15 protein-coding genes and 1 pseudogene are annotated in these 18,808 nt (G+C 66.2%); 1 reads left to right on the plus strand and 15 read right to left on the minus strand.

Going from position 1 to position 18,808, the window contains the following annotated elements:
* The 14 genes from ACK5L9_RS13725 to ACK5L9_RS13790 all read right to left on the minus strand — a co-directional run.
* A partial coding sequence (locus ACK5L9_RS13725; protein ID WP_416912031.1) for a hypothetical protein occupies nt 1-216 on the minus strand: 216 nt, incomplete at its 3' end.
* Nucleotides 217-353: 137 nt separating this feature from the next.
* The gene (locus ACK5L9_RS13730; protein ID WP_416912032.1) at nt 354-3,197 is read right to left on the minus strand and encodes a trypsin-like serine peptidase; all 2,844 of its coding nucleotides are present in this window, start codon (nt 3,195-3,197) and stop codon (nt 354-356) included.
* Nucleotides 3,198-3,236: 39 nt separating this feature from the next.
* Nucleotides 3,237-4,466 (minus strand): hypothetical protein, encoded by a 1,230-nt coding sequence (locus tag ACK5L9_RS13735; RefSeq protein WP_416912033.1) that lies wholly within the window; start codon nt 4,464-4,466, stop codon nt 3,237-3,239.
* A complete protein-coding gene (locus tag ACK5L9_RS13740; protein WP_416912034.1) occupies nt 4,463-5,788 on the minus strand; it encodes a hypothetical protein in 1,326 nt (441 codons plus the stop codon). The genes ACK5L9_RS13735 and ACK5L9_RS13740 overlap by 4 nt, the downstream gene beginning before the upstream one ends.
* Entirely contained in the window at nt 5,785-6,702 is a 918-nt protein-coding gene (locus ACK5L9_RS13745) for a hypothetical protein (RefSeq protein ID WP_416912035.1), read from the minus strand. The genes ACK5L9_RS13740 and ACK5L9_RS13745 overlap by 4 nt, the downstream gene beginning before the upstream one ends.
* Nucleotides 6,703-6,705: 3 nt before the next feature.
* On the minus strand, nt 6,706-7,974 hold the full coding sequence (locus ACK5L9_RS13750) for a hypothetical protein (protein ID WP_416912036.1): 1,269 nt from the start codon (nt 7,972-7,974) through the stop codon (nt 6,706-6,708).
* Between the two features lie 12 nt (nt 7,975-7,986).
* Complete coding sequence (locus ACK5L9_RS13755; protein WP_416912037.1) at nt 7,987-9,063, minus strand: hypothetical protein; 1,077 nt, start codon at nt 9,061-9,063, stop codon at nt 7,987-7,989.
* A gap of 36 nt (nt 9,064-9,099) precedes the next feature.
* Nucleotides 9,100-11,382 (minus strand): hypothetical protein, encoded by a 2,283-nt coding sequence (locus ACK5L9_RS13760; RefSeq protein ID WP_416912038.1) that lies wholly within the window; start codon nt 11,380-11,382, stop codon nt 9,100-9,102.
* Nucleotides 11,379-12,722, minus strand: a complete 1,344-nt coding sequence (locus ACK5L9_RS13765) for a S8 family peptidase (protein WP_416912039.1) — start codon at nt 12,720-12,722, stop codon at nt 11,379-11,381. Before ACK5L9_RS13765 ends, ACK5L9_RS13760 begins: the two co-directional genes overlap by 4 nt.
* A 17-nt stretch (nt 12,723-12,739) precedes the next feature.
* Nucleotides 12,740-13,699 carry a hypothetical protein gene (locus ACK5L9_RS13770; protein ID WP_416912040.1) on the minus strand — a complete coding sequence of 320 codons (960 nt, stop codon included), beginning with the start codon at nt 13,697-13,699 and terminating at the stop codon, nt 12,740-12,742.
* Nucleotides 13,699-13,983, minus strand: a complete 285-nt coding sequence (locus ACK5L9_RS13775; RefSeq protein WP_416912041.1) for a hypothetical protein — start codon at nt 13,981-13,983, stop codon at nt 13,699-13,701. Before ACK5L9_RS13775 ends, ACK5L9_RS13770 begins: the two co-directional genes overlap by 1 nt.
* Nucleotides 13,980-15,191, minus strand: a complete 1,212-nt coding sequence (locus tag ACK5L9_RS13780; RefSeq protein ID WP_416912042.1) for a hypothetical protein — start codon at nt 15,189-15,191, stop codon at nt 13,980-13,982. The genes ACK5L9_RS13775 and ACK5L9_RS13780 overlap by 4 nt, the downstream gene beginning before the upstream one ends.
* Nucleotides 15,192-15,197: 6 nt before the next feature.
* Nucleotides 15,198-17,186 carry a hypothetical protein gene (locus ACK5L9_RS13785; protein ID WP_416912043.1) on the minus strand — a complete coding sequence of 663 codons (1,989 nt, stop codon included), beginning with the start codon at nt 17,184-17,186 and terminating at the stop codon, nt 15,198-15,200.
* A complete protein-coding gene (locus tag ACK5L9_RS13790) occupies nt 17,183-17,428 on the minus strand; it encodes a hypothetical protein (RefSeq protein WP_416912044.1) in 246 nt (81 codons plus the stop codon). The genes ACK5L9_RS13785 and ACK5L9_RS13790 overlap by 4 nt, the downstream gene beginning before the upstream one ends.
* Nucleotides 17,429-17,735: 307 nt before the next feature.
* On the opposite strand from ACK5L9_RS13790, the gene ACK5L9_RS13795 reads away from it, so the two are divergent.
* Nucleotides 17,736-18,650, plus strand: a complete 915-nt coding sequence (locus tag ACK5L9_RS13795) for an AfsR/SARP family transcriptional regulator (protein ID WP_416912045.1) — start codon at nt 17,736-17,738, stop codon at nt 18,648-18,650.
* On the opposite strand, the pseudogene ACK5L9_RS13800 reads toward ACK5L9_RS13795, so the two are convergent.
* Nucleotides 18,622-18,808, minus strand: a pseudogene (locus ACK5L9_RS13800) (hypothetical protein); the annotation flags it as partial. The gene ACK5L9_RS13795 and the pseudogene ACK5L9_RS13800 overlap by 29 nt on opposite strands.

The raw sequence follows: 18,808 nt of genomic DNA on the forward strand, positions 1-18,808 counted from the left end.
AACCCTGAGGCGGAAGGTCAGCGCCCCTGCCGGAACCGGGTGTCGCCAGCGCACTGCCAGCCGCAGCCTGCCGGTAGTGCCGCGTGGCGGAAGCGTGGCCAGTTCGGCCCCCGCGCCGATGCTGGCCTCGGTCAGGGCCAGATCGACAAGCGCCAGCCGCAACCCCTGCGGGATCGTGACATCAAAACTTTCCTCGCCGCTGTCGATCCGGGGCATGTGAAACAGCCCTTCGGGTGCGGCAAAGCGGCGGGTCTCGTCCAGCAGGACGCGATGGCCATGGGGGGCGGCTTCGGCACCGGGGCCAGAGGCGGTCAGGCCCTGCGCCCGAACGCCGCCCGCACCGGGCGAAGCCGCTAGGGAAAAAGCCGGGCGACGAAGGCGGCGGCCTCTTCCGGGTTTGCGCCGCCCGCGATTGCCGCCGCGATGGCGCGGCTGCGGCGGTCGCCGGTCGGGTCGGTCACGCTGGCGCTGCGACCGTATCGGCGCGAACCGTCGAATGTGGTTTCGGTCCAGACCGCCTGACCGAAGCCCTCGATCAGCGACAGGCCGGGCACACCGGCGCTGACACCCAGTTCGGCGACAAAGCCGATGGGCTGGCGGTCGGAATTGAACACCACATGCGCGCCCACCGGCACGTCGAACGTCCCCGCATCGAACCAGCCCAGGGTGCCGATATTGACGCCAACCGTATAGCTGGCCCCGCCGAAATTTTCCGGCCCGCCACGTATGACGGTAAGCTGCGCCATCGCCCCGCCCGAGGCCACGGCCCCGGCCACCGCCGACAGCGCGCCGTAAAAGCCGACCTTGCGCCCCGGCGCAAAGACGATCCCTGCCCCGGCGGTCGCCCCCGTCCCCGCGCCGCCGCCAAAGGCCGCGCCAAGGCCAACCGAGATATTGGTCCGGTCACAGATCTCCAGCAGCAGGTTGAAATCGATGATCATCTGGTTGGCCAGATACATCGCCGGATTACCTGCGCTGGCGGCGGCGGTCAGTGCCTCTTCGATGGCGAACAGCAGGGCGCGGGCCTGCCAGCCCTCAAGCACGGTCGCGCCGGGCAGATGCACCGTCTCGCCCGACATGGGGCGCACGGCAAAGCTGCCGACGCGGCCGCGCGCGCTTTCAGCAGCCGAATCAAGGGGCGGATCGACGGGCATCGCCTCTTCGAAGGCGCGCAGATTGGCAGCGGTCAGCCGGTTGATTCCGTTGACACCGTTATCGGTCAGGATCGCGCCACCGCTTCCCGGAGCCATGCCGGTCATTTCCGCAAAGGACCGGTGTTGGCCCTCGGCCAGCAGGCCGTCCGGCCCGGTATTGTGCCCGGCAAAGGTGCCATGCGCGAAATGGCCGAACTCATGGCCCGAAACCTCGCCCAGAAGCCGCCCGTACATCTGCGCGGCAAGCTGGCGGTTGGCGGCGCTGACCCCACCGCCCTGCAACGCGGTCTCGACCGTGCCGGCCTCGGGGATGGTGCGCATATGGCCAAGCAGCACGGTCGAGATATTGTGGTTGTTCAGTGGCGCGGGCAGGTCGCCCGGCTGATGGTTGCGGCCCTGCGTGCCAACCGGAAACTGCGCCGTCGCGCCATCGCGGTGGCTTTGTTCGGGATCGACCGCGCCGACCTGCGCCGTGACATTGATGATCGAGACCGATGCCGCGACCTGCCTGCCGCCGGGAAAGGCCGCGTTGGCGGGGCCGTCCAGATGCGCGGGCAATGTGTCGCCCGGCATGACGAAGCGCACGTTGACGTTTTCATAGAGCAGCGAGGTGACGGCGCGCATCTCGTCGATGATGGTCTGGCGCTGGCCTCCGATCCCCAGCCCGTTCAGGAAGGCGGTGACATTCGGGTCGAACGCCACCTTGACGAAATGCGGCGAGGAAACAAGGTATTTGTTGGATTCGACCGTGGTGCCCGAGGCGTCCTTGACCATGCAATCCACATGCGCGACGCCGGGGGCCAGCGAACGCAGCGTGACGCGTGTTCCGGTGGCGTTGGGCGAAGTGCCGGAACCGGTCTCGAACAGCACCCTTCTCCGGTCGTCGGCGCGCGGGATGTTCCAGTGGACCGCGCCGCCTGCGGGCATGTTGCGGATCGTGACCTCCAGCGTGGTCTTGCCGGTCAGGTCGTTGGCGGTCTTGCCAAAGGTCCGCCGCTGCACCGACATGCCGCGATCCTCGTCGGCGACAATCCAGTTGCGCGTCAGACTGCGGGCGCGGAATCCCTGCGCTGTCGCCGGGAGAGGTACAGGCGCGGGCACAGGCGCGGGCGGTGTCTGGTTCCGGGTGGGGATCAGCGGCAGCCCGCCCAGTTGGCTGCGCGGCCGGACAATCAGCGGCAGCCCGCCAAGGCTGGAACGCGGCGCGTCGCTGGAATAGCTGCATGACAGGCCCTGCGCCACCGACATGATGCCGCCGCCGCGTGCCCAGTCGATCTTGTCGGGGGTCAGCAGCACGCCGCGATTATGCTGCGCATCGCCGCGCGCCACATGCACGCCCATCACCGGAATCGCCGAGGGCGCATCTCCGCCGGGGCTGTTCACGAAATCCAGAAACACCGGCGAACCCGAACCACCCTGCCGGGTTTGCAGGTTGTATTCGACGGTCTCGCCGTCATTTCCAAGACGCCGGATCCGGTCGATATCCAGATGCTGACGGTCGCTGGCCACGTCCTGCCCGGAATAACCGCAGACCGCCACGGGCGTTTCGGGAACCGGCGAGTAATTCGCGATCTCGAAATACTGGCCGCCGGGCGGCGGGGTCGTGACCCGGATCACCGCCATATCAAAGCTTCGATTGGTTGCGTTCGAGCCGGCCCACTGCGGATGCGCCGTCCAGTCAGCGGCGGTGACGTGAAATTCCGACAGATGCGTGCCGCCTTGCTGCTGGCCCGCGCGGATCGTCATCGCGGTCGCGGCCTCGGTGCCGCTGTTGTCGGGCGTCCGGTCAAGGACATTATGCCCGGCGGTCAGGATCAGGCCCGGCCCTATATAAAAGCCGGTGCCGCCATAGCTGCCCGACGGAAAGGTCATCACCAGCTTGCAGATCGCCGAAAAGGGGAAAAAGCTGGTATCGGCCACCCCGGCCCTGAACCGCTGATGACGTCGGGCAAAGTCCTGCATCTGCCGGACAAGATCGCCAAGCGAGGTAAATTCGAGGATCGGATCGACCTCGGCAAAGGGGCGGGCATAGTCATAGGCCATGGCGGGTTTCCTTTCCTGAATATGTTGCGGCGCGGGCGGTCACTGGCTGGCGCCCGCGCCGCCGGGGGCGCCGGTGATCGGCTTGTTGGCGCCCGGATTGGGCGTGTTCTGCTGGATCTGCGCGATGACGGCGGTGTCGGCAAAACGCTCCAGCGGGAAGTAATCGGACTTGAATTGCAGATCGACTTCGCCGGTCAGGTCGGCTGACACGTCGATTTCGCTTTCGGACGATTTTTTGGACGACGACACATAGGAGACGGTGGTTTTCATCGACGCCTTGACCGGCGACAGGAACCAGCCGTACTTGGCCTCGTGTTCGTGTTTCATATCGAATTGCTGTGCGGATTCGGCGCGGGATGCGTCGGTGGTGTCGATTCGGAACCCCATCGCCGCCTTGATCCGCCCGCGCGTGACCACGATCCGGTTCATGCCCATCAGCACCATCGTCGCCAGCGTCTGCTGGCGTGATTGCGCGATCCTGCGGCGGGCGGCGGGGACCAGCACCGTCTCGATGGTTTCCTCATCAAGACCGGCGGGCTGTTCGGGCAGATTCAGATCCTGCCGGAAATTCGGCGGGTCGCGGTCCTCGGCTCCGTCCTGCGGGACAAGGCGCGGCCTGCCTGACCCTGTGTCCAGCCGCATCGCCTGAGGATAGGCCCCGGCCAGCCAGTCGCGGGCATTGTTGTCGGTGATATTGTCCGCCATGAACTGATCGACGGTCTTGGCGACATTGGACAACAGCTCGGCATAGGCTTCCATCTGCTGGATCGAGCTTTCGACGATGGCCTGAAACGTGCCCTTGATCAGATCGGCGACAAAGGTGGGAAAGGCGATGGCGTTCAGCGTGTCCTCGGTGATCCGCGCCACGTTCGAGGCAGCGACCGGGGTAAAGCCGCCATCCTCGCCGGGCACGAAGCCCTCGGCCTTGGTTCGCGCAGGGGCGCGCGAAGGATCCTGCGGCCGGGACGAGACGCGGGCGTCGATCACGCGGGTTTCGCGGACCATCGGTTCCTGATCCAGCTTGGCTGACTGGGTCCAGTCATCCTCGATCAGGGTGGCGGTATAGGCGCTGATCTTTTCCAGATCGCCCTGCATCCGGGCCCGCGCCTGCGGCGGAAGCTGGTAAAAGGCCGGGGCGCTTTCCAGCAGTGCCTTGACCTGCCCCGCAGCCAACGCCTGCACCGCCCTGGATGTCCGCATTTCGGGGCCGTGATTCTGTCCGAAAGGGCCGGACAGGGCCTTTCCCGGATCAATCTGTGCCTGGGTCATCCGCCGCCTCCTGTTGCCGCCCCCGTGACCGCGCGGCCGGCCTCGCCCGCTGCGTTCAGCAGGCCGTCGGCGATGGTTGGCGCGGGTTCGCTGCCATGTGCCGCGATCCGGTCAGACACGACCCGCGCCGCCGATGGCGCGCCGTCACGGCGCGCGGTCATGCCGGCGGATGCATTCACCGGGTGACTGGCCTCGGGGTTCGGGGTATTGGCGCGGATGGCCTCGATCCGCTCGGCGCGGGCCAGACGGTTCAGGGGCAAATAATCGGTTTCGAATGTCAGATCGACCTCGCCGGTCAGATCGGCCTGCACATTGATTGCGCTGTCGCTGTCGGATTGCTGAGACGAGACATAGGCCACCGAAGTCCGGGCCGAAAAGGCAACATAGAACATCCCCTGGACCGAGTTCTGATGCGCGAAATCGAAGGTCGAGGCCTCTTCGGCATGGGCGCGGTCAGATGCGTCGATGTGAAAACCCATGGTCGCCCGGATGCGGCCATGCCGGATCACGATGCGTTGCAGCCCCAGCATGACCATGGATGACAACATCTGAAGCCTGCTTTCGGCCAGCCTGCGCCGTGCGGCGGGAACCAGCCGTTCCTCGATCATGTCATCGTCCAGCGTGGAAACCGGATCGGGCAGGCCAAGCTGTCCCTGCATCCCGGCCAGCGCCTCGCGGCTTGCGCCCTCGCCCGCCTCGGTCACGGCAAGGCGCGGCTGGTTGTCCTCGACCGAGACCTGCATCAGGCCGGGATAGGCCTGCACCAGATAGTCGCGCGCCTGATTGTCCGAGATATTGTCGCGCATGAATTCATCGACCGATTTCGCGACATTCCCGACCAGTTCCATGAACGCGTGCATCTGCTTGATTGTCGCCCCGATGATCGCGTCGAACGTGCCGTTGATCAGATCGGCCACGAAGGTCGGAAAGGCGATGGCGCGCAGGGTGGACTGGGTGACATCGGCGACGCGATCCACCGCCGATGTCCGCAGATTGGCCTCGGCCGCCTGTGTCCGCGCCACCGGGCGCACTGTTGTGGCGGGCTTGTAGATGCGTTCCTGCCGGACCAACGGGGTCTGGCCAAGCCTCCGGGCCGAGACCCATGCATCGCGGGCCAGTTCCGCCGCATAGGCGGAAATGCGGGTCAACTGGCCGCGCATGCGGTCACGATCGGCCGGGCCGAGTGCGTAAAAGGACGGCGTGCGGTTCAGCAGCGCGTCGATTTGGGTCTGGACAAGGGCCACCGTCTCGGGTGCGGGGCGGATGCCCTCGGGGCGCGACGGACGATTCCATGGGGCGGGAAGGGCGTCGAAGCCGCTCATCTTGCCCCTCCATGCGCCACGGCGGGGGTGATCCCGGCGGCACCCAGCCACAATTCCGCCCATCCCGCCAGTTGCGGCTCGCCCGCGATGGCCGCACCGATCCGGTTCGTGTCGGCCCCGTTCAGCGCTTCGATGTGATCGGCCATCCAGCCAAGGATCCGCAGCCCGGTCTGCGCCCGGTTGATCATCCCCGCCAGATCGGGCGTATCCGCGCCCAGTACGGCGCGCACCACGTCCCAGGCGTTCTGTCCCTGAAACAGCGTCGCCAGCCCGCGATGGTTCAGCGCGGCCAGCGCAAGGCGCAATTGCCGCGACAGCCGCTCGGCCACGATCAGCGTGTTGCCCTGCATCTTTGCGGCAAGGTTCTGCATCAGCGATTGCGCGGCGGTCCCCGCCCGGATCAGGGTTCCCGCGCTGGCGGGCGGATAGGTCTGCGATGCGCCGGTCGCCTGCAAAAGCGCCGAACAGAACCGCGCCAGCCGGGGCTCGAATTCGCGGTTCACCGCCGTATCGCCCAGATTGGGATCGGCATAGCCAAGCCCGAATACCCGCGCAAAGATCTGGTTGCGCAGATCGCGCCCGACCCAGCCTTGTTCCATCGCCTGCGCCAGATCCTCGATCGCCCGCGCCGCGTCCCGGTCGGTCAGGTTCAGGGTAAAGCGGGCCTGCGCCAGTTCCTCGCCCACACTCATCAGATAGGTGCCCTCGATCTCGGCCGCGAAATACAGCGCGGCGACCACCTGCATGCTTTCGGGACGGATCTGCCCCGCCAGCCCGCCGCGATAGTCCGGCAGGTCGATGAACAGGGGGTCGCCGCCCGAAAACGCCGTTGCCCCTGCAAATCCGGGCCGGGCGCGCTGCAACAGGCGATCCAGATGCGCCAATGACCGCGACAGAGGCAGGGCGGATGACAAGGCTCACCCTCCCATGCCCGGCGGTGGCGGCGGCAGCGGCGGGGCGGGCGGCAAGGGCACGCCCGCGCCGACCTGCCGGGCCTGCTGTGGCGTCGGCTGCTGCGCGATCTGGGTGATTACGGTCTCGTTCGTGCCCAGCATGTCCATCATTTTTTCCAAGGGGAAATAGTCGGACTTGAAGCGCAGATCGACATTGCCGGTCAGCTTGGCCTTGAGGTTCGACTTGCTTTCGCTTTCATCGGTCTGGTTGGTGTCCACTTCGGTCTTGACGTTCAGCCGCGTGCGCTCGCTTTCCTTCGATTTGGTGAATATCCACCAGCCTTCGCGCTTGCTTTTGTTGTAACGCGAATTGTAGTTCTGTTCGAAGCTGGTGTTGATTTCCTGATTGCGTTTCAGAACATCCTTGGCGTCGATGGAAAACACGCAAGAGGCCGAGATTTTCCCATCCGTCACGACGATGCGGTTGATCCCCATCAGAACCATCGTCGCCAGCAGTTTTTGCCGGTCCATCGCGATATTCTTGCGCATCGCGGGAACCACCTGGGTCTGTACGACCTCTTTGTCCCCGGCATCCAGATCGAAAGGCAGGCCAAGCGATTGCAGAAAGCCACCCATCTGGTTTTCATCGGCGTCCTGACGCGCGGCGATGGTGGGCTGATCGCCGCCCATATCGGCCTCGAACAGGTCGGGCTGCGCGGATACAAGCTGATCCATCGCCTGTTCGTTCGAGACATTGTCCTGCATGTACTGATCGACCGATTTCGCCACATTGGCGACCATGGCCGCATAGGCCTCCATCTGTTGAATCGAGGTGCGGACGATGGCGTTGAACACGCCTTCGATCAGCGATGCGCAGAATTGCGGAAAATCCACCGCGTCGATGGCCGCCGCAAGATCGGTTCCGGCATTTTTGGTCGCTGCGTTCTTGAAATCCTCGCCCGCACCGCGAAAGTTCCGCTGTCCTTCGGATGGCGCATTTGGACGGGGCGGAGGCGCGGGGTCGGCAAAGGGCCGCGCGGGCGCACCTGCGGGATTGTCGATAAAGACCGACATCGGCGTGCCCGAAGTGGCGCCATTGGCATCGGTGATATAGCGCGCGACCTTCAGCGTGTCGGCAGCCACCTGTTGCTGGCGGTCCTTCGGCAGGGCACGGAACGCGGCCGAGCGGGTCAGCAGGTTCCTGACATTCGCGCGGACCAGATCCAGCGTATGGTCGCGCGGTCCGGCAAAGGTCTGGCCGGGGCTCTGCGGGGCGGGCGGGCGAAGGTTCATGGCGCGGTCCCCCTATATCATCCGCCGCGGCCAGCCAGCCTGCGTCGCGGCGGGTGGCGGCGGGTTGGCCGGTTCGGGCGTGGACGCGGGTGCCTCTTCCATGGCCACGGGGCGCAGATACAGCGCCAGCCGCGCAGGCATGTCCGGCCTGACCCGCACCGACAGAACCGTGATCGAACCGGGGCCGTAATATCCGTCCGGCGTCATGGCGGTCATCCAGCTATCCAGCGCGGACAGGTTCTGCGGTCTTTCCGTCATGGGCAGGCGCAGCAGCGGCAGCAATTGTTCGGGGCTGTCGGGCAGCGCGTCGATATTCACATCGACCCGCATTTCCGGTCCCTTGGTGGTGTTCAGCAAAGTCAGCACCGCCACCCCGGCGGGCAGCGCGAACCGAGCGCCAAGGACAAAGGCCAGCAGCGTCTGGAACCCGCCATGCCTGTTGCCCATCCCCAGCGCCTCCATCAGCGGGCGGAACGCGTCGAGGCCGGTTTCATCCACAATTTCAAAGGAAATCTGCTGACCACCCGAAAAGGCCGAGGTGCGGATGATGGTGGCGAAGGGGCGCAGCCCCGGCATGACCGACAGCGCGGTCTGCGCCAGCGCCATGACCGGGCCGGGCAACAGATCCAGCGTCTGCGGACCCCATTCAAAGGCCGCCTGCACCTCGCTGAGGCCTCGTCCGTCAAGACCAAGCGCGTAATGCGCGCCCCCGACCGAGGCCGCGCCAAATCGCGCGCGCATCGGCTCGGACCGGTCGTCGTACCAGCGCAGCGGGTCATTGCCGAAGTGATTGTAGATCATCGCGCGCACCGTATCATTGGTCATCTCGCGCTGATCGCCGGGGCCGATGCCACGACCGGACGGCGTGACCTGAAACGCCAGCGCGCGGGACTGGGTTTCGGAAAAGCTGGGCTCGAATTCGCGGCGCCACAGGGAACGCTGCGATCGATCGCCCAGACGCCAGTCCAGCGCCCTGTCCAGCGCCTGCGATACATGGCGGTCCGAGGTCGGATCGGCGGTCATCAGCCGCCGGGACGCCCGGTGAAGAACGTTCTTGGCGGCATCCGCAGCGCGTGAGTAATTGGCCATGGGAACCTTCCTTCTTTCAAGGGGCGCGTCAGCGGGTCAGATGCGCGGCAGCATCGACAGGATCTGGTCGGGGCTTGGGGTCTGGCCGGAATTGACCAGATTGCGAAGCTGGCTGATCCCCTCCATGTTGACCCCTGCCATCGCGCCGCCGCCCATGCCCGCCATGCCCCCGCCGGATGGCAGGCTGGGCGCGGCATAGACCTCGACCGGTTCGGAATATTCGTTCATCAGCCCGTCGCCGATTCCGGTCACGGCGCGGAAATGCTGGGCCGCGATGATCAGCGCATCGCTGTCGGTCAGGCTGAGATCGCCGGTGATGGTGTTGCTGCTGAACAGGGGGCGACCGCCCGTGGTATTCGACCAGACGGTGTGATTATCTGCGATGATTCCCATGATTCGCTGCGTTTCAACGGCAAGAGTGCGGTGCAGGACGGTATTCACGGTGATGCCGAATTCGCGCTGGCTGACCCTTTCAATCACCTGCCAGGGCGTCGTCACGCCAAAGGCGGTCCTGACCGAGGGCAGGTTCAGCACCTTCATCACGCGCCTGATCTGTTTGGCCATGCGCTCTGCCGTGAAGGCGGTGCCTGCCCATCCGCGCAGGCTGGCATTGGCCGCGAAATCCCGGATCGCCTTGCGGACGAACTCGCCCGAGGTGGTCTGGAACCGGCGGCCCCTCGCGGCATTGTCGAAATGGGTGATTGCGGATTGCTCGCGTTCATATTCCGAAATCGCCGAGACGGAACGCATCAGCAGCGTGTTGAACTCGGTATTGGGCTGGATGTCAAAGCTCAGCTCGCCCCCCGGCGCGCCAAGAACGCGCGCATAGACCGATCGCCTGGCGGATTCGTTCAGCATATCTTCTTGATCCCAATACAGATTGTCCAGCTCACGGGCCGAGCCGTCCGAGGCCGGAATCGGCAGCAGCCCCGCTACGAACAGCTCCAGCACGCGGGCGCAGGCGGTGATGGCAAATTCAAGTTGATAGCTGACATAGATGGTCGAAACGGCGCGCACATTCTCGCGCTCGACCTCGTCATTGTACCCTGCGGGATCGTTCAGCGGCGGCAACTCGACATTGGCAATGCCGCCCCCGCCGCCCCCTGCCCCGCCCGAGGCGATGTCGTCGTTATAGGCGGCATCCACCGTGGGCGTCATCAGCGTGGAGTCGCCGCCATGGTCGGAAAAGCTGTCCACCGCCTTGCGGCCCGCAATCGCCCAGGATTGCAGGAACAGCCGGTCGCCCTTGCCAAGCCGTCGTTGCAGGATGGTGCGCGCGGAACTGAACAGGGCGATGCGCTGGTTGGCACCGGACGGGGCGGACATCAGCAGCGGGTCGCCGCCGCCTCCGCCCAGAATGATCTGGCCGTCCTGAATGCTGTGGCCGTCGATACGGATCTGGCTGCTTTCCGTCGCCGGACCCGACAATTCGGCCACGATCCTTTGCACATGGGCAAAGAACCGGCTGTCCGAGGGGTTGTAGTGCCCCTCGATCAGCATCAGCGCCGTCGTCGCCGAGGCCCACTGTTCCGCCTCATCCAGCCCCGACCCGTCGCTGCTGGTGCGCGGTTCATGCCCAAGCATGGCAACGGCGGTCACGATGGCATCGACATAGGCCTTTTGCGCGGTCTCATTGCGCAGGATCGCGGGCAGGCCGGCGGGGTTGAAGGCCATTCCGGAAAGAATTCTGTCTCGGGTCGGTGTCGGGTCGGTCATGATTTTCTCCTTTCCCGTCTTTGGCGGGGTGCCGGTTTGTCCCGTTTCTGACGGGGGGGTATGGTCCTTGCCCGAGGCGGGCGGCCGAAGGGGCGTTTCGCCCGTGGCATAGTCGGGGGCGGCATCTTCGGGCTGCGCCTCGGGTACCGGATCGGCGGTTGCGCCGGCTTTTGCCGATTGCAACGCGTGATCCAGCACCTTGCGGTCGTTGCCGAAACCACGCCCGGCCCGGTCCCGCCAGATCGCACGGGCGCGGCCAAGATGGGCGGCGCCCGCCGTGACATTCGACGAAATCCAGCCGGTCGCCTGATCCGGGGGCGGATCCGCGTCATGACCCAGATCGCGGCGGCAGAGCGCGCGGGCGACCAGCGCCGTCAGCACCTCCATCGCGGCAAGCGCCGTGGGCTTTTCGCGGGCGCGGGACAGGATCGCCCCCTCGTCGCGCAGCTTGTCCTCGTTCATCAGGTGAACAACGCTTTCCGCCACCTCAAGAAGCGCGTTCATTTCCTGAACCGAGGCCGGGCGGTGCATGACATATCCCGCAAGGGCGATCAGCGCCGGTTGGTCCAGAGCTTCGGAAAATCTGATCTGGTTGGCATTCATGTGGCAAGCTCCTCGGGTACGGCTATCAGGTCGTCCATTGCCGACAGCGCGGCGGGGATTTGCAGCATCCCCCAGCCGGCATCCGCATCGGGATCGCGCCCATAGCCCTGGGCAGACAGACACAGCGCGCGGCGGGCCTGACCGGCGCTCAGGTCATGACCAAGGCGGCGTGCGCGCGCGGCCATGAGGGCGCAGGCTCCGGCGACAAAAGGGGCCGCGTGGCTGGTGCCGGTGGACAGGCCATAGCCCTCGATCCTGGCCGACAGCACATCCTCGCCCGGTGCGCAAAGGGCGACATGCGCCCCGCGCGTGGAAAAGGACGACACCTCGCCCGTCAGCGACATCGAGCCCACGGCAATGACATCGGGCAATGCGGCGGGATAGAAATCCTCGTCCCGGCCGGAATTACCCATCGCGGCCACGGGGATCGCCCCGCGCGCGATGGCATAGGCAATGGAATCGGCATGAGGCGGCGGTGCCTCGCCGTCCAGATCGTCCGCGGCCGTGCCGAAGGACATGTTCAGCACCTTTGCGCCCAGATCGACGGCGGCCTTGATGCCTGCGTCGATATCCGACAGCCCGCCTACGCCAAAGACCGGCCCGCCATCGGCCCGCGCGGCGGCCAGCGCCCGGATCGGCACGATGCGGCAGGCCCCGGCGACGCCATGTTCCATCGACCGCCCAAGCGCGCCGATGATACCAGCGACATGGCTGCCATGCCCGGTCTCGTCGCGGGCGCAAAAATCCCGGCCCAGACTGTCGCCGACAAGGCTGATCCCGTCGGCGACGATGCCCATTCCCAGATCGACCGTGTCATATCCGCCTGCCAGCTTGCCGGAAAACTCAAGATGCTCAAGCGAGACCCCGGTATCGATCACCGCGACCCTGATCGCGGGCAGGCCGGGTTCGATCCGCAACGCCTGATGGGCACCGACGCAGTCGAAGGCGGCGTGCCGGTCGGGCGGGGTGACGGACAGGCCGCGCGTCAGCGGCGGGACCGAAGCCAGAGGTTCGACCTGCACCCACTCCACTGCATCCGCGTCGCGCAGCGCAGCAAGCACATCCACGGTCGCCTCTTTCTCGGCCAGTTCGATGCACAGGATCTGTGGCAGGCCAAGCCGTTCCTCGGTCGCGGAATAATCCCGCTCGCGGCTGCCCGCCTTACCCAGCGACCCGCCCGCGTGATAGACCCGGCGCACCCGTATCCCCGAGGTCCAGTGCAGGATGGCGCGGTCGGCGGCGCCGTTGCCATCGACTGATCCGGAGGCCCGGCGGGCACCGTCGCGCACATCCAGCAGCGCGGGCGCGCGGGTCGTGGCACCGTCACGCAGCTTCAGCATGATATGTCCCTGGCGCCTCATGATCCGGCCCCCCCGGACAGGTCGAAATCCTCGCGGTCGCCATCGGGCATTTCGACTGTCAGTCGTCCCGGTCCCAGGGCCCACCCCTCGGGCAGCGCGAAGGACAGGGCCGAAGGCTGCGCAGCCAGCAGGTTCAGCCGCTGGCCATCCAGCCGCGCGACGGGCATGCGCCCGCCATCCAGCAGATTGTTGCCCCTGAGGTCGATCTTGCGCGCCTCGGGACCGACGGGAAGCTGGCGGCGCGGTTTTGGAAAGGGCTGTTGCGGTGGCGGGACGCCGGGCGTGGACCGGGGCGGCTGCGCCTCGGGCCGCCGGCCCTGCGGATCGCGCTGTCCGGGCATGTCGTCATCGCCAGCGTCAGGTCGCGGCCGCCAGTCCTGCCGTTCGAACGGCATCCGGGGGGACGTTCCATGCCCCGCCTGGGGCAAAGAGGCCGAAGGCGGGGCATCGGCGCGCGCGTCGGGATCCACCACCTCGTTCAGCCGGGGCCGCGCAAGATTCAACGCGCCCCGGATGCGCCCGATATTGACGCCGGTGTGACGTGCCATGCCCTCATCCCCGGCATTGCGTTCCAGATTGCGAAGCTGCGCGGCGTTCCGGACCCCCACACGCGCAAGCTGCCGCCTTTCGTCCGGGGCGAGGCCCAGCTCGTCCAGCGTCGGCGCATTGGCCATTTCCATCGAGATCGTGTTTTCCTCGATGGCGGGCCGGGTGATGGTGGTGAAACCGATGCTCACCGTGCTTGCTCCTTCCTCGTTCGGGGCGGCGGGGCGGAATGTCACCCGGCCATCCATATCCATCTCGACGAACACCTTCAGATCGACGTTGAAATCCTTCAGTGCGAAGGTCAGGGGGCGGTTCACGGCCTTCAGCCGCAGCGCGTCCTGGGTCTGGTCAAGCTGGGCGGTGATCGCCTCAAGAAACTCTTCGATCGGATAGCCGCCGGCGGGGGACATCAGGCCCCCCCGTTCTGTCCGGCGGCAGGATTGCTGTCTGTGCCCGCCTCTTGCGGGACTTCGCGAAAGCTCAGCCGCGCGCGATGCGCAACCGGATCAAAACCGGTGGGGAACATCGACCAGGGCGGATGAGCGGTAATGACCGGGCCGTCGGCTCCGCGCGCCACCGAGACGACCAGCGGCAGCGAAATCTCTGCCTCGGTCACGGTCAGCGCCGGGTGCCGGGGGGTGGCGGCATCGACCAGCGCGGTCAGGGTCTGGGCCAGCGACGGATACGCGCTCATGTCCCTCCTCCTTCCATCGGCGGCAGTGGCGGCGGAGGCGGAGGCGGCAGGCCCGGCGCCGCAGGCGGTTGCCCGGCAGTCTCGCCGCCTTTGCCTGCGGGCACAGTCGCCACATGCGCGTGCTGGTTGATCAACTGGATCGCCGCGCTGTCGGCAAAGCGCTCCAGCGGGAAATAATCCGACCGGAACCTGACCCGCACCTCGCCGGTCAGGTCGGTATTCATGTTGATGCCGGATTGCGCGTTGATATTCGTCGTGTTGACCAACAGTCCCGATGCCGCGAACTGGTTCGATCCAAGCTGCCCGGCCAGCGACCAGTTGGTCGGCTTGTAGTCCGAAAATGTCAGCGAAGTGCTTTGGCTGGCGTCGATGTGGAATTGCAGTTTGGCGTTGATCTCGCCATCGGACACGACGATGCGGTTGATTCCCATCATCACCATGGTCGCCAGCGACTGATGGCGCATCTCGGCCAGGGTCTTGCGGGTCTGGGGCACGACGACGTTATCGACGGCGTTCTGATCCAGATCCATCGGGCTGTCAAAACCGAGATTCTTCAGAAAAGACGGCAATTGCCCCGCGCCCACGGCCTCGGTGTTGACGGTCATCTGCGGCTGGCCCGATGACAGGTCTTTCTGGAAGATGTCGCCGTAATTCGAGGTCAGGTGATCGCGGGCCATATCCTCGCTGATATTGTCCTGCATGAAGACATCAACGGTCTTGGCCGTCTCGGCCAGAAGGTTCGAATAGGCCTCCATCTGCTGGATCGAGCTGTCCACGATGGCCTGAAACGTGCCCTGGATCAACGAGGCGCAGAAATCGGGAAAGCCGATCGCGCCCAGCATGGTCTTTGTGGCGTTGCCAGCGGTCTGGAAAATATCCGTCCCTTGCGCCTGCTGTTGCGGCAGCACGGCGGCGGGGGGCTGGCCCTGCTGCTGCGGTGGCGGCGGGGTCGCGGGCTGGTCGCCGCCCCGGCCGCGCAGGTCGTCCAGATTGGGCGCAAGGGGTCGGGCGGGTGCGCCGCCGGGGGTGCGGCCAAGAAAGTTAAAGACCTTGGACATGGCGCTGGCCATATCCGCGCGCTGACCGGGGGTCATGGCGTGCCATGACGGGCTTTCGGACAGGATCGATTCGATCTGATGGCGGCCAAGACCGGGGGATTGCGCGGGCCGTGGCGCGGGAGCCGGGCGCTGGCGGTACGGGTCATACATGATCGCCTACCCGTTCGCCGTCTGACGGAAATTGCCCGACACCCGCAGCTTCAGCAGCGCATCACCGACCGGGCCGGGACCAACCGCCGTCACCAGCATGTCCATGGCGGTTTCAGGGTCGGGCAGCGGCACGGGCGCATCCGCGCCCATCGCCCGCAGCGCGGCCAGCAGCGCGAAATGGGTTGCGGCGTCCATCTGCCCCGAGGCAGGCAGGTCATGGGCGGTCTGGAAGGCGGCAAGGCTGTCGGCCTGCACCGCCTCAAGCATCGGGGCCAGCCGCGCGGGCGTATCAAAGGGGTTCACCGCCTTGCGGGCGGCGTCGATGGCCAGCGGAACGCCGACATGGATGGCCAGCGCCAGCAGCATCGCCACGCCGCGCACACCCTCGAACCCCATGGCCTGCGCCGCAGGAATCATCGGATCCAGCCGGTTGGCGACGATCTGGGCGCGCATTGCGGCCTGAAACGGAGGATGAGCGGCGGCCTGCCGGAAGCGCGAGACCCAGGGCTCCTCCCACAGGTCGGCACCCTCGGCCATCTGGATCCGCGCGCCGCGCCCGTCCTGCGTTTCCGCCGAGGCAGGGCCTTCGGCATTGGTCAGGCGCAGCAATTCGCTGGCGGCAGGGCCGAAAATCCGGCTGAAACCGGCAGGGTCGGCATCCTGCATCATCGACAGAAGCTGGCCCAGTTCTCCGCTGTCCTGATTGGCCTGATGCGGCCCCATGGACAGCCCGTCATGGGCGCGCCGGTAATTGGGATGGGTCTCGCCCAGACGTCCCCGGAACGCGCCGTCAAAGCTGAACGCTTCATATCGCCCGCCTGCGCCCTCGGCGATCACCGCTGAAACCAGCGTGTCCTTCCAGCCCTCGCCGCTGCGCTGCGGCGCGGGCAGAGGTGCCGCCGCAGCCGGCGCAGGTGTGGCTGACGGGACGTCGTCAAGCGGCGGGATCGGCTCGGTCGGCGGTGCGGGTTCGGCCTGCGGCGCGGGCGCGTCCTCGGAGAAGCTGTAGCCGCCATGATCCGGCATCGGCCCCAATCCATCGTCATAGCCGTCATAACAACGCCCCGGCCCGGCGCTGTCCATGTCGCGGAACCCGGTGCCACCACCGCCACCGCCACCGCCACCGCCAAAGGCATAATCGTCATCCACGAAACCGCCCCCCGTCGCGGGCGGCACCCGCATCGGCGTGGCAGGAACCGGGGCGCGGCCCATACCGTTCGCATGCGTGACCGGGGTGGGGCCGTTGATCGTGCCGCTATTGCCCGTAACCGGCGGCATCTTCGCGCCGCCGGTTCGCGGCGCAACGGATGAAGGACTGTTCACCGGTGACGGGCCATTCAGCGGGGCAGGCACAGGAGCGGGCACGGCCGGGCGCTGCATCGCCCCGCCGCCATGGCGGGGCAAATCCACAGGCAGCCCGCCGATCATCCGCGGCAAGGCCCCTGCCGCAAGCTCGGGCATGGCCGTCATCACCCGCCCGCGCGCATTCACCGTCCCCAGCCGGTGCACCGCCATACCCAGAACATGCGCCAGACTGCGCGCGCTGAGATCGGCCCCCAGCAGCACAAATGGCGCGTCGGCAAAACTGTCGGGACGCTGCGACAGGATCCCGTCCCGTGCCGCCTGGTCTGCATAGGCCACGGCAAGATAATGCAGCCGCACGGGCCGGGGATCCTGACTGATCGCATCGCGCAGGAAGGCCGAGGGCAGCATGTACAGCCCGGTCTCGGTCTCGATCGGCATGCCCTCGAAATCCTGCCGCGACGACCGGAAATTGCGCGGCGTGCGGCGGTGTGCCTGATCGGGGGAAAACAGCAGGGGATCGGTGGCCACGATCACGTCGAAAAACGCCATGCCCGGCGCGGATACCTGAAAGGACAGCGAGGGATCGGCGCGCCTTAATTCGCGGCGCGAGGGTGCGATGGTGACGGGCATCGCGGCGGGGCTGATGGCGGGTGCCGCAGGCGACAGGGACCGGGCAGATGTCATATTCATGAACGTTTTCTCCTGTCGCATTGTTTGGCCTCGTCGATCAACTGCATCATCAGCCCCGGAATCTCGGCCAGTTCGTTGAACCCCAGCCGCCCCTCGGTCTGGCCCTCTTCGACACGCTGGCGCGGGTCCGGGATGCGCTCGATCCAGCCGCGCCAGACCTCGACTGCCCCCGAAATCTCGCGGGTCTCGCGGCGATAGACGACGACGAAGCGGTGCGAGGGGTTGCGGCGGACATGGGGCACAGGACTGAGGGAAACCGGTTGTTGACCTATCACCCGTCAGGCTGGCACAGCGCCGTCACCGGCCCATCACCGCAGGGTCACAGGAATGTCACAGCGAAAGTGCATTTCCTTCAACGGGATGGATCGCTGCGTGACGCCCTGTTGTTCCGGTGGTGATGGAAATTCACGCCGCAAAATGCCCCCGGACTGCGGCGCGGCTGACGTAAGGGGCAATATAGTTGAAAGAATCGGTTCAGATGGGCATTATTCCCCAAAACAAACTGCAAAAATTCGTAAAAGTTGATCGGGTTTACCCGATGGGGGAGCGATGATTACGATTGTTCTGTTGGGCCAGTTCTCGGTAACTGGCCATGCCGGGCGCGTGGCCGATCTGTATACCAGACGCAGCACCGAGCTTTTCGCCTTTCTGGTGCTGGAGGCCGGGCGGACCTTTCATCGCGCGCGTCTGGCCGAACAATTCTGGGCGCACCTGCCCGAACCTCGCGGGCGAAAGGCACTGAACACCGAATTGTGGCGCATCGCGGCGGCGCTGAAGGCCGTCGGGGTAGATGTGGGCGCGGCCCTGATCCGCCGCCAGAACCAGGTCGGCTATGTCCGCCAGCCTGATCACCGGATCGACGTGGACGCGATGAACCGCGCGACCGAAGTGGTGTCGGGCACCGACCCCGCCACGGTCGATGCGGCGCAACTGCGCCTTGTCGAGGATGCGGTCGATGGCTATCGCGGTGATCTGCTGGAGGCGGTCTATTCCGACTGGTGCCTCCTCTGGCGCGAATCGTTGCGGGCCGATCATTCCGACGCGCTGGAATTTCTGTTGAACGTGGCCATGGCGCGGCAGGACTGGGCGGCAGGGTTGCGTCACGGGCGCGCCCTGCTGGCGCTGGATCCGCTGCTGGAACATGTGCATCGCGCGGTAATGCGCTGCCATTATCACGCCGGAAACCGCCCGCTTGCGCTGCGCCAATACGCCGCCTGCGAACAGATCCTGCGCGAAGAACTTGGCGTCGCCCCGATGGATGAGACCCGGCGCATCCAGGAGACATTGCTTTCAGTCACGCCGCGCCCGTCCAGGGCCGTGCAGCAGCGCGTGGCCGAGGCACCCAGGCGTCTGGATGGTGGTCGGCGCAGCCCGGCGCAAAAGGTCGATATGGCGCTGGCCAATATCAACTCGGCGCGCGGCTGGCTTGAGGATGTCAGCCGCGATCTGCGCAGCGACAGATAGACGCGCGGGACCAGGCCGCCCGGTCGGGCAGCGGATAGGCTTCGCCCCAGATCCGGCGGGCATCCTCTCGCAGGCGATTCTGTTCGATCCGGCCAAGCTGACGCTGCGCCCCGGCGGTGTCGCCCCCGCTGGCGCGCAACGCTTTGCGCCACAACCGC

Source organism: Paracoccus sp. (in: a-proteobacteria), assembly GCF_047973135.1.
Classification (GTDB): domain Bacteria; phylum Pseudomonadota; class Alphaproteobacteria; order Rhodobacterales; family Rhodobacteraceae; genus Paracoccus.

What these genes read in the sequence shown, in the direction of transcription:
- ACK5L9_RS13795 (WP_416912045.1), top strand. Translation starts at nt 17,736, where the DNA reads ATGATTACGATTGTTCTGTTGGGCCAGTTCTCGGTAACTGGCCATGCC.
- ACK5L9_RS13730 (WP_416912032.1), bottom strand. Translation starts at nt 3,197, where the DNA reads ATGGCCTATGACTATGCCCGCCCCTTTGCCGAGGTCGATCCGATCCTC.
- ACK5L9_RS13765 (WP_416912039.1), bottom strand. Translation starts at nt 12,722, where the DNA reads ATGCTGAAGCTGCGTGACGGTGCCACGACCCGCGCGCCCGCGCTGCTG.
- ACK5L9_RS13785 (WP_416912043.1), bottom strand. Translation starts at nt 17,186, where the DNA reads ATGAATATGACATCTGCCCGGTCCCTGTCGCCTGCGGCACCCGCCATC.
- ACK5L9_RS13760 (WP_416912038.1), bottom strand. Translation starts at nt 11,382, where the DNA reads ATGAATGCCAACCAGATCAGATTTTCCGAAGCTCTGGACCAACCGGCG.
- ACK5L9_RS13770 (WP_416912040.1), bottom strand. Translation starts at nt 13,699, where the DNA reads ATGTCCCCCGCCGGCGGCTATCCGATCGAAGAGTTTCTTGAGGCGATC.
- ACK5L9_RS13775 (WP_416912041.1), bottom strand. Translation starts at nt 13,983, where the DNA reads ATGAGCGCGTATCCGTCGCTGGCCCAGACCCTGACCGCGCTGGTCGAT.
- ACK5L9_RS13780 (WP_416912042.1), bottom strand. Translation starts at nt 15,191, where the DNA reads ATGTATGACCCGTACCGCCAGCGCCCGGCTCCCGCGCCACGGCCCGCG.
- ACK5L9_RS13750 (WP_416912036.1), bottom strand. Translation starts at nt 7,974, where the DNA reads ATGAACCTTCGCCCGCCCGCCCCGCAGAGCCCCGGCCAGACCTTTGCC.
- ACK5L9_RS13740 (WP_416912034.1), bottom strand. Translation starts at nt 5,788, where the DNA reads ATGAGCGGCTTCGACGCCCTTCCCGCCCCATGGAATCGTCCGTCGCGC.
- ACK5L9_RS13735 (WP_416912033.1), bottom strand. Translation starts at nt 4,466, where the DNA reads ATGACCCAGGCACAGATTGATCCGGGAAAGGCCCTGTCCGGCCCTTTC.
- ACK5L9_RS13755 (WP_416912037.1), bottom strand. Translation starts at nt 9,063, where the DNA reads ATGGCCAATTACTCACGCGCTGCGGATGCCGCCAAGAACGTTCTTCAC.